The sequence below is a fragment of the Cerasibacillus terrae genome (genome assembly GCF_008039555.1).
Classification (GTDB): Bacteria; Bacillota; Bacilli; order Bacillales; family Amphibacillaceae; genus Cerasibacillus; species Cerasibacillus terrae.
Genome location: NZ_VDUW01000005.1, coordinates 1 through 14,275 on the forward strand (window position 1 = coordinate 1; position 14,275 = coordinate 14,275).

A 14,275-nucleotide genomic window follows, 5' to 3' on the forward strand; every position below is an offset into this window, starting at 1 on the left:
AAAAACATGTTAGAATCTTCCGAAATAAATACCCGAACATAAATATCACAAATAATCTTTATTAAGTGTTTGAGTAAATGTGAGAAAACAAGAGAAAATGAAAGATATTTAAAGTATATAGAGGGAGGATTTTATAAACATGTATAATCAAGAGCAATCAGATTATCAGCCTACGCAACCACAACATGGGGATATGAACAGAAACCCGTCAACTTCAATGTATCAAAATTCAATGATGGATGAAGGACATAAGAAACATTTGCAGGATTTTTGTAAATCTTATAAGAATTATTACGTTGTGATGGAGATGAATGATGGGAAGCAATATGAAGGAATCATCGTTAATATGGATAACGATAATGTATATCTCTTAATGCCTATTGGAGAAGGCCCGGATGACAATTCGCATCATTCGCATCATAACAGACAATATGGATATGGACCTGGATTTGGAGGAGGTTATGTCCCACGTCGATTTAGAAGATTCCATCCATTCTTTTTCCCATTCTTTGGAATACGTCGCTTTTTCTTCCCATTTTTCTATTGATTCATGTTTTTTTATGCCTACTACAACATATGAAATCTGTTTCTTAAAAATGTAGGACTTTATCCAGTTACTAAAAATATGCTCTCGCCCTATGTATACAAATCCGGCACATTTGCTGGATTTGTATTTTTTTATCGTACACAACCTCCATCGTTAATACCAAATACCCATTTCAATCATTTTTTTCAAATATCATGAGCTTAGGGACTGTACTATGTTTTCTTTCCTACCTCCATTCCAAAAATTCAATTCGATTTCCAAATGGATCAGAAAGATAAAAACGTTCTGCATTTGGTAAATTCTTATCAACGGTATAAAAATAGCCTTGTTCGTCTAAATATAATTTCATAGCAGATAAGTGTTTCACACGAATGGCTGGATGAGCTTTTTTAGCAGGAGAAAAAGGATCCTCAATCCCGATATGAAGCTCAACATTGCCACAACGAAACCAAACACCACCATTTTTCCTTAATGGATCTGGCTTTTCTATTTCTTTAAATCCTAATAAATCCCGATAAAACTGACGGGCAGTTTCCTCACTATTTGCCGGTGCTGCTAATTGAACATGATCCAATTTTTCGTAATGAAATTCCACTTCATCACCATCTCCTTCATTTTTTTATCCACCCTTATTTTATAAGATTCTAGTTTATAAGTATAATATCAAATTAAAATAATTTAGTATAACTTTTTATTATACTTACTAAATAAAAAAAGAAACCAGTTTTTATGTAACCGGTTTCATTTAGATTCAAAAATATAGCCACATTTGCCGTATTTGCTATAAAAAAGTTTTAAACCACCACTTCAACTAAGTGGGTGTTCGCAGAAACCTGACTGCCTTCCGCTCAAAGGCCGGCGTGACATTAGGGTCCCGATTTAAAACTCCCTATATTCACATTAGAGGTTAAAACTTAAATAAATACGTACAATGTAGCCTGTGAATATATAATACACCAGCCTTTTAAAAAATGCAATGTAAAAATTTCCCTTTTTAATCAAATCCCTCCCTTTTTTTCATTAAATTCATTTTTTCATAAAGAACAAAATCATTTTGACGAACCAAACTTTTTTAAAAAATCCTGTATATTTTCCAGTACATTATAGAAACTAAAATTAATAAAGGATTTGAGGTGAACATATGAAATTAAAGAAATTTGCAGTTGGAATATTTGCTGCCATGCTTTTCACAGGGCTAGCCGCCTGTAATACAGCAAACGACGAACAGGAACCAGATCCAACGGAAGAACCATCTGAACAACAACAAGAGAACCAGGATAATGCCGGCTAAATAAAAAATTCCTCCTTTGAATTCCCTCATTCTTTTTCATTGCAAAAATGAGGAAAATTTTTTGTCTATATCGGGGTTTCAGTCCTTTTATCGTAAATTAACTGGCTGAAAGACCTCCACATCAAGAATTCGAGCTACTCAAGAATTATAGGTGGAGGTCAACAGCCATTAAAGGCCCGATTCGTTCAACTAACAATCAAGGGGAGATGAAAAAACTCCCACTGATTGAAGCTTCACTTTATTAAAATACCTACTTTTATATTGGAATTTCCTATTTCTTTTCTCCATGGAGCATACGCCATGTTTCTTCAACACCGGGAACGGCTTTATCGAGGACGGCACTTTTTTGATTATGGTTCCACCAATTTCCCCATTTTCGGTTGGTTTCCTCTTGGGAGTCCTCTGGATCAAAAATCATGACACTTTTCATATCTTTAAACACTTCAATTGCCTTTTTCATAATGCACTCTCCCTCTCATTCGATAATCTACTCCATTCATATGAACCACTTCTGTACCATCCATGATTCGTGAAAGATTACGTCCATTTACCTTTTTCTTCAATTGTTCTCCATTCAAATTTGTCGTGTAAATGGTCGGCTTTCCTTGACGACTATCTAATACTTCAAAAAGTTTCGTATGTGTCCAGTTATCATCTGATTTCTTTTTATTCGTATACTCTGTTCCTAAATCATCTAGAACAAATAAATCAACACTTTCAATTAATTCAAGAATCATCGCTTCATTAAAATTGGTTGTTCCACTATATGTCTGTCTAATTTTAGTTAGTAATTTAGGAACAGATAAAAATAAGCAGCTATAACCCTGTTTCATCAATTCTTTCGTAATTGCAACGGCTAGATGGCTCTTACCAACTCCAAAGCCCCCGACAAATAATAGATTCGTTGAAGTCTCCGGATGAAAATCCTTTGCATATTGAATCATATCTTTTTTTACCTTTTTCAAACTATCTGTCCGCACTTGAAAAGTTTCGAAAGCAGCTCTTTGTAGAGACGTATTAATCAATGAATGTCCTTGAAAAAGTTTTGCTAATTTCTTTTGTTTTTGTTGTTTATTAGTTTGAAGTACTTTTCTCACAATTTCCATATCCTTACATTTACATCCTTCATGGACAGCAACTTTCCTTCCACGATATGGACCGAATGGAATCACCATCTCCTTTTGGATCACGGGATGTTGACACGTTTTGCAAATGAATTTCTTTAATACTTTTACGGATTGTTTTCCCATCATTTGTTGAATTGATTTCACATGACATCCTCCTAAAATCCAAGATTATATGTGTAAACATGATTTTTAATCTTTGTAATCTGATTCTTTTTGTTTTCATGTCTTTTTTTTAATGTATTGTTCTTCCCTTCTTTTCTTCTTTCTTTCTTATTAGTTGTTAATTGCCTGTTATCAGCCTGTTGTTTATCTGCCTTTTTACCTGTTTTTAATCTATACTGACCTTGATAAGACTCCCAATTCACAATCGTGATTAAGCGATTTCTGTTCGTTGATTCATCTGTTAAAAATTCATACTTTTTAAATCGTACTAATGCAGTTCTTACCTTTTGAATCGTAATTTGCTTTCCTGCCTTTTCCGCAATCCGTGGTAAACTAGTCACAAACTGTCCTGGCAGCGCTTCATATTTCTCCCCTTTCCATTCCCATTCCCTTCGTTCATGATTTGCCATTAATAGAAGTGTAATGAGAATGGTTTTTTGCTCTGGTGTTGAATCTGTCCAAATCGGCTTATGTAATAATTCTCGATATAATTTGATCCATCCATACATATGGACACACCCCTTTTAAAATAAAATATTCCCTTCATTTAAATAATCGAATAAATATATAAAAAGGGGGCAAGTTTTGTAAAAAAATCTTTTCATATCATTTGTTACTAATACCACCAACAAGCTATTCATTACCGAAAACACTCGTTTCACATAATAAGGGAACGATTAACCCCTATTCATTACCAAAAATCACTGCAGCACAAAATACGGGAACGATTAGCTCCTATTCATTACCAAAAACACTCGTTCCACATAATAAGGGAACGATTAGCTCCTATTCATTACCAAAAACACTCATTCCACATAATAAGGGAACGATTAGCTCCTATTCATTACCGAAAACACTCATTCCACATAATAAGGGAACGATTAGCTCCTATTCATTACCAAAAACACTCATTCCACATAATATGGGAACGATTAACCCCTATTCATTACCAAAAACACTCGTTCCACATAATACGGGAACGATTAGCTCCTATTCATTACCGAAAACACTCGTTCCACATAATAAGGGAACGATTAGCTCCTATTCATTACCGAAAATACTTGCTGCACAAAATATGGGAACGATTAAAACATAATTACACGAAATACTTGTAGGATTTCTCATAATTCATGTATATCGACTGCAAATAACAGCAACATATTTATGCTTTTCTGTAAAAGCTCAACAATTCTCCGAAAAAACAAAAAAATCCCTCCGCATCTGCGTGAGAGATTTAAGTTTGTAAATCATTTTTTTATAAATTTTTCTTTTGAACATACTCTAATTTAAAAAACATCTAACCAAATTTTTACCGCTGTTCCTAAAATAAGAATAGCAAGAATCCATTGCAAAATTTTTGTATTCATTTTTTGTCCTGCTTTTGCACCAAGTGGGGCTGCAATGAGGCTTGCGACAATCATAATAAGTGCTGGAACATAAAGAATTTGTCCGGTTAAAATTTTCCCAGCGGTAGATCCAATCGATGATATGAAGGTGATAGCTAATGATGTTGCAATTGTCATTCGTGTCGGTATTTTTAATACAACAAGCATGATTGGAACAAGAATAAATGCCCCGGCTGCTCCCACAATCCCTGCACCAATTCCGACAATAAAGGCTAACGATGCTGCTAATCCTTTATTAAAAGTCACTTGATCTAATGGGATATCATCGAGGCCTTTCTTCGGGATAAACATCATGATAGCCGCAATAGTTGCAAGCACACCATAGACTACATTCACCCCTCCAGCACTCATAAATTGAGAGCCATATCCACCGATGAAACTTCCAAGCAAAATACTAGTTCCCATATATATAATCAAATTTTTATTTAAATAGCCACCTTTACGATAGGCCCAAACTCCACCAATTGTCGCAAAGAAAACTTGAATCGCACTAATTCCTGAAACTTCATGGGATGTGAAAGTTGAAAGTCCTAATAATCCCGGAATATATAAAAGCAAAGGATATTTAATAATGGAACCACCAATTCCAACCATTCCAGAAATAAATGATCCGACAAATCCAATCAGAAAAATAACAATGATAAATATCAAACTATATTCCATTTAAAACTCCCCCTAAAGATAAGGAGACCTTTTAAGCGAAGGACACCTTACTAGCTTATTCCGTTTTATAAGAAGGATCTGCTTTCAGATCCTTCCCTCTTCATAGCAAACCAATTGGGAGTTCTTTTACCTTATGCTTCAATCGCACAGCGGTTTGGTCCAGATTCCATTTCTCGTTGTTTTTCTAATTCTGGGTCCATTTTCCCCATATTTGTTTGGCGAATTTCTTGATATGCATTCGGTTGTGGTGGAAGATCATCTGTCACTAACTTACGAAATGCTGTCTCATCTTCCACTTGAAGCCCAGAATTTTCCTTGTATAGGTCACCTAAATGAGCGGAAACCGAACCATCTTTACTTAATTCCTCAATAAAGGAAAAATGTGCTGGTAAAACCATTAAATCATCTGATAATGCTTTATAGCGACTGTATAATGTTTCCCTTAAATCACCAACCCAATCTTCTGCCATACCAGCTAAATCAGGTCTACCAATCGATTTGACAAATAAAATATCTCCCGTTAATAAATATTTTCCGTCCACAATTAAAGAAGTACTTCCGATTGTGTGGCCTGGTGAATACAGTGGTTCCACACTTACTGTCGTATTTCCAACCGTAATATCATTTCCTTCTTCTAGAGGTGTATAATCAAATGTCACTTCTGTCGCATCTTTTGGTGGTAGATGATATATTCCACCTACTTTTTCAGCCAATTTTCTTCCACCAGAAATATGGTCTGCATGTAAATGGGTATCAATGGTATGTTTGATTGTTACGTTTTTTTCCTTGGCAAATGCTTCGAAAACATCTGTCATACGAACCGGATCAACAACAGCCGCTTCTCCATTCGATTCAATAAAATAGGACAAGCAACCTTTCCCTAAGCGAACAAATTGGTATAGGCTCCCCCCATCTTTTAAGTCGCCAATTTTAACTGGCTCGAGGTGCTCACTCCAAGCCTTCATTCCACCTTTAAAATCATATACATCCTTAAACCCTATTTTTTCAAGCTTTCCTACTAGATTTGTAGATCCACTTCCTTTAGCACATACCACGACGATTTCTTGTTCTTTAGCAATTTTCCCTTCCAATTTTTCTACATTGTCAATGATTTCTGCATAGGGTTCATTTCTATAAGTCACATGAACCCCCTCTATTTTCCACTTTTCAAACTCTTCTCGTTTGCGAAGATCTAGAATAAAAATTTCTTCCTGATTCATAATTTTTTTCGCTAATTGATGAGCTGTCATTACTTTTGGCATTTAAAAATCCCCTCTCCTTTAAATCTGTTTAACCCTTGATTACCTGCCCGCTTCAATCACTGTTTTAACCTCTTATTCCTTATTCGGTATACCTGTGTCCACTGGTCCATCCCAAGAAATCATTCCAGGCACAATATTAAAAACATGTTCATACCCAGACTCCATTAAAATTCTTGCTGCGAAATCACTGCGATTTCCTGTCCGGCAAATGATATGCACTTCCTTATCTTTCGGGATTTTGTCCATGTTCGCCTCTAATTCCCCTAGAGGAATTAAAACAGCACCAGGAACATGACTAACTGCATATTCAAAATCCTCCCGAACATCCAGGACATATAAATCATCGTCTTTTTCATATTTTTTTGTAAAGTCTTCTAAAGACATAATGTAGTTTCGTTCCATGGTATCGCTCTTTTCTGTTCTAGTTTCTTTTCGAATATAATGTTTTCCACTTACTTCTCTGTCACCAAAATACGAACTACGCATGTCATTTGCCAATACTTTTAGTTCTTTAGCAAATTTTTTATCTGAAGTAAGTATCTCTAGTACTTCCCCCTTATTCATTTTCTATACCTTCTCTTTAATATGTAAAAGAGCCTGCTCATTTGTATCTTGTGTAACATCTAATTGTTCATTTACTTTAAAATCCATCATAATTCCTCCTACACCCTTAAAAGTTAACACTACCTATCCAGTATAAACGATTGATTCACTAGAAGAGAATGTTATGATTGGATTTTTATTATCATGAGATTCGTTTTGAAGTGTACATTTTTTAAAAAATTATGCAGCACACAAGCTCTTTTACATACCTATATGGGTATTATTTAATGTAAAAAAATAGGTTATTCCTATGAACAACTTGTTTACGATATTAAACCACAGAAAGGTTTTTGTCAATCATTAAAACTTACCAAAAATGATCCATTCAAAAATAACAAAAGCAACATCCGTATAAGAACAGGATGTTGCTTCATATAATACATTTTTCTAATACGAAAGTTCCCCTACAACTTCATTGGATGCTTCATGAACGACAATCGTATCGGCGATCATATCATGGATTCCTCTTTTCTGTTTATCAAAAGCAATGATAAGATACAGGATTTTTGCTATTCCAAACACACGGTAGAAAAATCGTCCAATCACTTCCCGAAAGAGAACATCATTCCATGTTAGTGGAGTCCCATCTTTTCGCATGACCTTTAAACCAAAAATCATTTTTCCTAATGTCTGGCCAAAATATTTTGTCATCAAAACAAAATAGATAAAAAAGATAAGCACAGCAATTATCCCTGTATATGTCCAGCCTAATGGACTTGCCGTATCCAACGCAGAAAATGGATTTAATAGGATCGTACTGATGCTTGATGTTACGAGTACATCCACCATATATGCCCAGAACCGCATCCAAAAACCTGCATAGCGAATAGTACTGGGACTGGATACATGGGAATTTCTTTTATCTTCTTGAATTTCCGTCATATCATTTCCTCCTCATTACCATACTATTTCGCATATAAATACATCGGCCTTGGTGCATTGGATTGTCTGATTAAATCATTTAACTCAAACAAATCCACCTCGGAACCAAACATGTTTTGGACTTTTGAGCCGATAAATTGATCAATTCCTAATCCTGGACCGTTTTTATATTCGACAACTTGTGCACCTTTTAATTGATAATCCTTTTTTAAAATGCTGATGGTATCATCCAAGGAACCTAACTCATCAACTAATTGAAGTTCTTTTGCCTGGTTACCAGAATAAACACGTCCATCTGCCAATTGTTTCACTTCTTTTTCAGGCATGTCACGACCATCGACAATTACTTGAACAAACTCTTCATACATATCATCCACAATCGATTGCATAATATCTCGTTCTTCATCTGTCATTTTACGTGACGGAGATAAAATATCTTTATGTTTTCCACTTGTAATGGTATTGGTATCTAAGCCATGCTTTTTAGCAAATTCACTATAATTAAAGGATTCGACAATGACACCAATAGATCCTGTTAATGTGGATGGATGTGCAATAATTTTTGTAGCGAGTGCAGAAATATAATACCCACCAGAGGCAGCAGTACTTGCCATTGATATGTAAACAGGCTTTTTATGCTCTGTTTGAAGTTCCATTACTTTTTCAGCTATTTCAGCACTTTCAACCACACCCCCACCAGGTGTATTTACACGAAGCACGACACCTTTGACTGATGGATCTTCTCCTGCATGTTCCAGCTGTTTTAAAAAGCGCTGATGATCATACGCACTCCCTGCTAATAAACTTCCTGCACCACCGTCCATAATCACACCATCTAAACGGAGCACCACAATTTTATCGGGACTTGTCCCTTTTTCCCGTACTTCCTCTTTAATGTCTGTCGAAATGCCAATCATTTCTCCCCAATCTGTTGTTTTAACTGCTGATTGTATAGATGAAACGACTGAAATCACAAATAACACAGCAGCAATTCCTAACGCAACCCAACGTTTCTGACTCATACTTGTCCTCCTTTTTTATTCACGTATTCATTTAAAATTATGTATGATTTAAATATAACGTACCTAGGAAAAATTTAACAGGGAGTTTTCCTCTTTTTCGTAAAAAAAAGAGGGACCTCCCTGTTGATTCTATTATAGCCAACTATTCACTTTTCTATCGTCTGTATATCATTTTCTCGCATATATTGTTGATGTGCTGTCCCCCACTCTTGCATGGATTGTAAAATGGGTATGATTTTCTTTCCATACTCTGTCAGGGAATACTCTACTTTCGGTGGTACTTGCGGATATACTTCACGATGTACAATTTTATGATACTCTAATTCACGTAATTGGGTGGTAAGCATTTTCTGTGTGATATTTGGAATGGATCGTTTTAATTCGTTAAAACGCATCGTACCTGTTTCCATAAGTTGATATAAAATGATCGGCTTCCATTTCCCTACTAATGCGTGAACTGCTGTTTCCACGCCATGACATGTTTTGTCTTCCATGAAAATAACCCCTTTCTTTCATCGAAAAATCTTTCATAATCCAAATTTATTCACCACAGTATCTTTAAGGATACTATACCACTTTAAAGTGCCTTCTTACAAAAATATACTATGTGGTCCATAATAGAAGATGAACAATAATAAAAGGAGTGAATGATTGATGCATATAGTTGCAATCATATTACAAATTATATTAGGTTTGGGATTTATCATGTTCGGAGTAATGAAATTTACTTCTGAAGATATGGTGAAGGGATTTGAACATTTTGGACTCCCACAATGGCTTCGAGTACTTACAGGAATCTTAGAACTTCTCGGTGCAGCTGGTTTAATTATTGGAATCTGGGTTCCGACACTCGCATTTTTGGCAGGAATTGGCTTAGCAATTATCATGTTTTTCGCAGCACTTGCCCATATCCGTGCGAAAGACCCTATCTCCACAGCAGTAATGCCGACGTTATTACTTGTGTTATCTGTTGTTGTGGCTGTGTTGAATTAAATAATCAAAATGAAAAAACGGTGCTCCCTTTGTTAGAGCACCGTTTGCTGTATTGATTTCCCAATTCGTTCAGATAAAACACATCTAGATAAAGTTTATGCTATGACATTGTTCGGTTCTTTATATCCCACTAAGTTCAAACAGACGATACATAATTTTTAATTTAAATCCTTCAATTCATTACACAACTCATCTATACTGGAAACAATTTTCCCATGGTTTTTAATTCCACCAATAACATACAAGTTACGATACATAAACTGATTTTCTGTCCCGTCTTGAATCAAGGCATTTATTTTCTTTTGGTTATCTCTTCCTTGTTGCCTAACATCTGTATATAAACCAATGATGTATTTTGAAGTGGGGTTAAATTCTTTTAAAGTAATAAAGCGCCCTACTTCTGCAGCCACTCCCGAATCAATTTCTACACCATCTAATACAGCAATTAATATATCCGCCTTATCCAAATATTCATTGTCCCCATTGAAAATAGAAACAGAATCAGCATATCCTGATTTGTCATTTAATGCTGCATTTTCTTGTGGAACATACAAATCAATCCCAGGCAAAGCGAGACGTATTTCCTTTGCTAATAATTTATTGTACAGTTGATCTGCCTCACTAAATAATCCATTTGCTAAATATGCTTTCATTTATCTTCTCCTAACATGTATTACAAAATAATCATAAATTCTTTTAATCTATTATAACATCCTAAATAAATAAAATCAGAAGCACTGGCATTAAATGTGCTTCTGATTTTATATCTCTTGTTTTACATTTTTGTATGTGAAGATGGTTTATCAGGAAATAACAAACTGAATACAATCCCGAAAATTGCAGCAATGAAAAACGTCGTAAAACGTGAGGTAATAATGGAATCAAGAGGAGTACTAATCCAAAGTACAGTAAAAATAAATCCTGAAGTGATTGTTGCAATTAAGCCAATGCTAGAATAGCGCCGCCAGAAAAAGGTGAGTAATATTGCTGGAGATAGTGTTCCACCAACTCCTGCCCATGCCCAACTAACAACTAAATATAATAAAGAATCAGAAGTTAACGCAATGACCATTCCTGTTAAACCCGCTATGAGAATGGTTAATCGAGAAATGAATACTAATTGACGGTCACTTAGTTTCATACCAAGTGTTTTATGAATAATATCTTCACTAACCGAACTGGTTACAACCATTAATTGTGAATTTGCTGTGGTGATTATTGCAGCCATAATCCCTGCTAGTAAAAGTCCCGATATCCACGGAGGCATTAAATCAATAATCATTTGTGGTAAAACGGTCTCCACATCACTAAATGAATCCTGTTTATAAATTGCAATAGCAGCCAAGCCGATTAAAAATGCTCCTGTATATGCAAGTAAGGTCCAAATAACACCAACAACAATTCCTTGTTTCGCTTCTTTTTCATTTCGCATTGCCATAAAACGAGCACTTAATTGTGGTTGCCCACCTAAATATCCAAAGAACCAGGAGAAATTATTGAAAAATAGGATACCAATTGCAAATCCAGTTGTTCCGCCTAACCACGAATCAAATTCTGGTCCTGCTTGAACTAATGAAGCACTAATGGATAAATCATTCGTTGAAATATAAATGAGTGCAACAATCGGTAACACACATAATGTAATTAACATCATGATGCTTTGGATCATATCTGTCCACACCACAGATAGGAATCCTCCAAAAAATGCTGTCGCTAAAATAACAACTGTTGCGATTAGTATACCGACATTCTCACTGATATCAAATGTCGTTAAAAATAATTTCCCAGCCCCTGCTAATTGTGCTCCAACATAAAACACAAAGAAACTTGCAATTAAAATGGTCGCTAACCAGCGTATGATATTGGCTTTTTCGCCGAATCTAGCTGCGAGGTAATCTGGCAATGTGAGTACTTTATATCGATCCGCTTCTCGCATAAATTTCCGTGATAGAAAAATCCAAGCAAACAAAATACCTGAAGCAATTCCAGCTGCAACCCAAACACCAGATAGACCAGTTGCAAACACAAACCCAGTAAATCCTAATAATAACCACGCAGACTCTCCTGTTGCTCGTTCAGAAAAAGCAAGGACCCAACCAGGTAATCTTTTTCCACCTAAAAGAAATACATCGTGACTCATCTTCGTCCGACTCATCATGTATCCTACACCAATAATCACAAGAAAATAAATAATAAACTCCGCTATAATGATTGTATTCATCATTCGCCTCCTTTTTACTTTCATCAAAGTAAGCGTTTACATATTCTTGGATATAAAAAAACACCCCCATGTCCCTTTTTAATACACTATGAAATCAGCTATTAAAAAAGAACATAAAAAGGGTGTTTATTAAAGTGTCGTTTCACAACTCATTCTACCTATCACACATTTAAACCAACCCAAACAATACACGATCCAACTCCCCAGATATCTCTCGAACTTCCCGTAACTGTTCATATGCTGTACTCATATTGCCCTTTTTCATCCATTCATTCATTTGTTTTAGTTGAACGTGATAGGTATGGTGTAATTTCTCTACCTTTTTCAGTTTCAAATTTTCCCCTGTTCCAGCCTGTTTCTGCTCATGCAACCAGTGTTCTAAACGACAAGAAGATAGTTCGATGTCCTGATCAATAGTTGGATAATCATATCCTAGAAATCTATTATAAAGCCACCATTCGAGTAAGTGATGTTCGGTTCGTACACTTTGCAATAATTCTGTTGATGAAAGACTATTAATCTCATTCATTACCTTTTCCCGGAGATCAGATATTTCCACACTAGCATCATAGATTGACTTTCCTGTTATATGTGATTGATCTTTTATTTTCTCCGTTTGTTCATAAATATTGGTAATTCGATCCGTAATATTCCCAGTTGAGGATGATTGTTCTTGAATGATATCAGCCATATTTGTTGTCGATTCACCAATTGTATTCAATTGCTTCGTTATTTGTTGCATCTGTTCCATCGCTTCTGTCGCCTGTTTGACACGATTATTTAGAACTTCAGCCATTTCCTTTGTCATTTGACCAACATGGACGGAATCATCTTGCATACTTTCTACGGTATGATTGATTTGTTGTACAGAATCCTTTGTTTGTTCTGCAAGTCTTCGAACTTCACTCGCAACAACGGAGAATCCTTTTCCATATTCCCCTGCCCGTGCTGCTTCAATCGACGCATTCAAAGCTAAGAGATTGGTGTTTTCCGCGAAATTCTCAATCAGTGACATAATTTTTGTTATCTCTTCTACATTTTCCAATAAATGGCTTAATGTGTCATTCATTTCCTTGAAGTCTTCCGTCATTTTCAAAAATCCATGAAGTGAATCTTGAATCAAATTCAGTCCAGTTTTGGAATCTGTAATCATTGTCTGTGTCTGACTAGAAACGCTAGTCGTATGTGATGCAACTTCTTGTATAGAATCACTTAGGCTGGTTGCTGCTTCATTAATATAAGATGTTTCATTCACTGTTTCATGAACATCATTTAGAAGATGATGAACCTTGTTAGCACCCAAAACACTTTCCGTTACTTTATTGATATTTCCTGCCATCTGAAAATCAGTAGCTTCTTGATAAGAACGTAATACGAGAAGAGAATCGAATGTAATGATTCGGTTGAAGGCAATCAAAATTTCAGCTAACTCACTAGGTTTAGATTGAAATTTAGAGATGATATATGGTAATAAATATTCATATACACGTACATACGAACCAATATACCACTCATCTGTTAAATGAATCCGACTATGTACCTGACCAATTTTCTTCCGATAGTCAATATATTCCTTGTTAATTGTCGGTTTTGTTAATTGTTTAAAATACGCTGTAATAATCGTCGTATATGTTTTATAATCTGTATGTTGATTAAAAATATCTTTTATTCCTGAAATAGACATAATCATTTCGTAATGTCTGTCAGCAATGATTGCTGCATGTTCTTCCATGATGTCATCTATCTTTAACAATGCCTCTAAATCTTTCTTCGTTAATTGGCATAATTGCAGTAAATCAGAAATCGAATCCATGCTATCTATTGAAAAATCCACGCTTTTAAATGAATCAATATACTGTTCTGGTTTGAATTTACGTCCCAAAAGCATCCTACCACTCCTCTTTTATAGTTATATAGTCCCAAAATAACCTATAAATAACAAGTGATATGAATGACTTTTTACCTGTTTTTTTATAAAAATAGTTGTTCCATTTTCTACTCACACACATCAATCGGTTGATTCTACACAAATTGAAATTTTGATATATATGCTGAAATACCGATATACCCCTTGAAACACTGATATACCTCTCGAA

17 protein-coding genes and 1 other RNA gene are annotated in these 14,275 nt (G+C 35.2%); 4 read left to right on the forward strand and 14 right to left on the reverse strand.

The window, feature by feature from the left end:
* Positions 1-139 precede the first annotated feature (139 nt).
* Positions 140-547 (forward strand): hypothetical protein, encoded by a 408-nt coding sequence (locus FHP05_RS08500; protein ID WP_147667083.1) that lies wholly within the window; start codon positions 140-142, stop codon positions 545-547.
* Positions 548-773: 226 nt separating this feature from the next.
* Here FHP05_RS08500 and FHP05_RS08505 read toward each other — a convergent pair whose 3' ends face one another.
* Positions 774-1,142, reverse strand: a complete 369-nt coding sequence (locus tag FHP05_RS08505; RefSeq protein ID WP_147667085.1) for a VOC family protein — start codon at positions 1,140-1,142, stop codon at positions 774-776.
* Positions 1,143-1,303: 161 nt separating this feature from the next.
* A non-coding RNA gene (gene ssrS, locus FHP05_RS08510) (6S RNA) lies at positions 1,304-1,490 on the reverse strand.
* Between the two features lie 198 nt (positions 1,491-1,688).
* On the opposite strand from ssrS, the gene FHP05_RS15340 reads away from it, so the two are divergent.
* On the forward strand, positions 1,689-1,838 hold the full coding sequence (locus FHP05_RS15340; protein ID WP_191126296.1) for a hypothetical protein: 150 nt from the start codon (positions 1,689-1,691) through the stop codon (positions 1,836-1,838).
* 271 nt (positions 1,839-2,109) lie between these two features.
* Here FHP05_RS15340 and FHP05_RS08515 read toward each other — a convergent pair whose 3' ends face one another.
* Genes FHP05_RS08515 through FHP05_RS15345 form a run of 3 tightly spaced genes read right to left on the reverse strand, consistent with a single transcriptional unit; the run spans position 2,110 to position 3,636 of the window.
* Positions 2,110-2,298, reverse strand: coding sequence for a hypothetical protein (locus FHP05_RS08515; RefSeq protein WP_147667087.1), 189 nt, complete (start codon positions 2,296-2,298; stop codon positions 2,110-2,112).
* On the reverse strand, positions 2,282-3,109 hold the full coding sequence (locus FHP05_RS08520; RefSeq protein ID WP_147667089.1) for an ATP-binding protein: 828 nt from the start codon (positions 3,107-3,109) through the stop codon (positions 2,282-2,284). Before FHP05_RS08520 ends, FHP05_RS08515 begins: the two co-directional genes overlap by 17 nt.
* An 11-nt stretch (positions 3,110-3,120) precedes the next feature.
* On the reverse strand, positions 3,121-3,636 hold the full coding sequence (locus tag FHP05_RS15345; protein ID WP_191126297.1) for a hypothetical protein: 516 nt from the start codon (positions 3,634-3,636) through the stop codon (positions 3,121-3,123).
* 101 nt (positions 3,637-3,737) lie between these two features.
* On the opposite strand from FHP05_RS15345, the gene FHP05_RS08530 reads away from it, so the two are divergent.
* Positions 3,738-4,223: a hypothetical protein gene (locus FHP05_RS08530; protein ID WP_147667091.1), complete on the forward strand. Its 486-nt coding sequence runs from the start codon at positions 3,738-3,740 to the stop codon at positions 4,221-4,223.
* A gap of 190 nt (positions 4,224-4,413) precedes the next feature.
* Here the strand turns inward: FHP05_RS08530 and FHP05_RS08535 are convergent, their stop codons facing one another.
* The 6 genes from FHP05_RS08535 to FHP05_RS08560 form a co-directional block, all read right to left on the reverse strand.
* Complete coding sequence (locus FHP05_RS08535; RefSeq protein ID WP_147667093.1) at positions 4,414-5,196, reverse strand: sulfite exporter TauE/SafE family protein; 783 nt, start codon at positions 5,194-5,196, stop codon at positions 4,414-4,416.
* A gap of 131 nt (positions 5,197-5,327) precedes the next feature.
* Positions 5,328-6,458, reverse strand: a complete 1,131-nt coding sequence (locus FHP05_RS08540) for an MBL fold metallo-hydrolase (protein ID WP_147667095.1) — start codon at positions 6,456-6,458, stop codon at positions 5,328-5,330.
* A 72-nt stretch (positions 6,459-6,530) separates the two neighbouring features.
* Positions 6,531-7,022 (reverse strand): rhodanese-like domain-containing protein, encoded by a 492-nt coding sequence (locus tag FHP05_RS08545; RefSeq protein WP_147667097.1) that lies wholly within the window; start codon positions 7,020-7,022, stop codon positions 6,531-6,533.
* Positions 7,023-7,448: 426 nt separating this feature from the next.
* Positions 7,449-7,943: an RDD family protein gene (locus FHP05_RS08550; protein ID WP_147667099.1), complete on the reverse strand. Its 495-nt coding sequence runs from the start codon at positions 7,941-7,943 to the stop codon at positions 7,449-7,451.
* Between the two features lie 23 nt (positions 7,944-7,966).
* Positions 7,967-8,965 (reverse strand): signal peptide peptidase SppA, encoded by a 999-nt coding sequence (sppA, locus tag FHP05_RS08555; protein ID WP_147667101.1) that lies wholly within the window; start codon positions 8,963-8,965, stop codon positions 7,967-7,969.
* Positions 8,966-9,111: 146 nt separating this feature from the next.
* Entirely contained in the window at positions 9,112-9,459 is a 348-nt protein-coding gene (locus FHP05_RS08560) for a winged helix-turn-helix transcriptional regulator (protein WP_147667103.1), read from the reverse strand.
* Positions 9,460-9,619: 160 nt separating this feature from the next.
* Here FHP05_RS08560 and FHP05_RS08565 point away from each other — a divergent pair, with 160 nt between their 5' ends.
* Positions 9,620-9,958, forward strand: a complete 339-nt coding sequence (locus FHP05_RS08565) for a DoxX family protein (protein WP_147667105.1) — start codon at positions 9,620-9,622, stop codon at positions 9,956-9,958.
* 158 nt (positions 9,959-10,116) lie between these two features.
* On the opposite strand, the gene FHP05_RS08570 is transcribed toward FHP05_RS08565, so the two are convergent.
* The 3 genes from FHP05_RS08570 to FHP05_RS08580 all read right to left on the reverse strand — a co-directional run bounded on the left by FHP05_RS08570 (position 10,117) and on the right by FHP05_RS08580 (position 14,067).
* A complete protein-coding gene (locus FHP05_RS08570) occupies positions 10,117-10,611 on the reverse strand; it encodes a nucleoside 2-deoxyribosyltransferase (RefSeq protein ID WP_147667107.1) in 495 nt (164 codons plus the stop codon).
* A 122-nt stretch (positions 10,612-10,733) separates the two neighbouring features.
* Complete coding sequence (locus FHP05_RS08575; protein WP_147667108.1) at positions 10,734-12,179, reverse strand: sodium/proline symporter; 1,446 nt, start codon at positions 12,177-12,179, stop codon at positions 10,734-10,736.
* 169 nt (positions 12,180-12,348) lie between these two features.
* On the reverse strand, positions 12,349-14,067 hold the full coding sequence (locus tag FHP05_RS08580; RefSeq protein WP_147667110.1) for a globin-coupled sensor protein: 1,719 nt from the start codon (positions 14,065-14,067) through the stop codon (positions 12,349-12,351).
* Positions 14,068-14,275 lie beyond the last annotated feature (208 nt).

Coding starts and splice junctions, on each gene's coding strand:
- FHP05_RS08500 (WP_147667083.1), top strand. CDS start 140: ATGTATAATCAAGAGCAATCAGATTATCAGCCTACGCAACCACAACAT.
- FHP05_RS15340 (WP_191126296.1), top strand. CDS start 1,689: ATGAAATTAAAGAAATTTGCAGTTGGAATATTTGCTGCCATGCTTTTC.
- FHP05_RS08515 (WP_147667087.1), bottom strand. CDS start 2,298: ATGAAAAAGGCAATTGAAGTGTTTAAAGATATGAAAAGTGTCATGATT.
- FHP05_RS15345 (WP_191126297.1), bottom strand. CDS start 3,636: ATGTATGGATGGATCAAATTATATCGAGAATTATTACATAAGCCGATT.
- FHP05_RS08535 (WP_147667093.1), bottom strand. CDS start 5,196: ATGGAATATAGTTTGATATTTATCATTGTTATTTTTCTGATTGGATTT.
- FHP05_RS08540 (WP_147667095.1), bottom strand. CDS start 6,458: ATGCCAAAAGTAATGACAGCTCATCAATTAGCGAAAAAAATTATGAAT.
- FHP05_RS08545 (WP_147667097.1), bottom strand. CDS start 7,022: ATGAATAAGGGGGAAGTACTAGAGATACTTACTTCAGATAAAAAATTT.
- FHP05_RS08550 (WP_147667099.1), bottom strand. CDS start 7,943: ATGACGGAAATTCAAGAAGATAAAAGAAATTCCCATGTATCCAGTCCC.
- sppA (WP_147667101.1), bottom strand. CDS start 8,965: ATGAGTCAGAAACGTTGGGTTGCGTTAGGAATTGCTGCTGTGTTATTT.
- FHP05_RS08560 (WP_147667103.1), bottom strand. CDS start 9,459: ATGGAAGACAAAACATGTCATGGCGTGGAAACAGCAGTTCACGCATTA.
- FHP05_RS08565 (WP_147667105.1), top strand. CDS start 9,620: ATGCATATAGTTGCAATCATATTACAAATTATATTAGGTTTGGGATTT.
- FHP05_RS08570 (WP_147667107.1), bottom strand. CDS start 10,611: ATGAAAGCATATTTAGCAAATGGATTATTTAGTGAGGCAGATCAACTG.
- FHP05_RS08575 (WP_147667108.1), bottom strand. CDS start 12,179: ATGAATACAATCATTATAGCGGAGTTTATTATTTATTTTCTTGTGATT.
- FHP05_RS08580 (WP_147667110.1), bottom strand. CDS start 14,067: ATGCTTTTGGGACGTAAATTCAAACCAGAACAGTATATTGATTCATTT.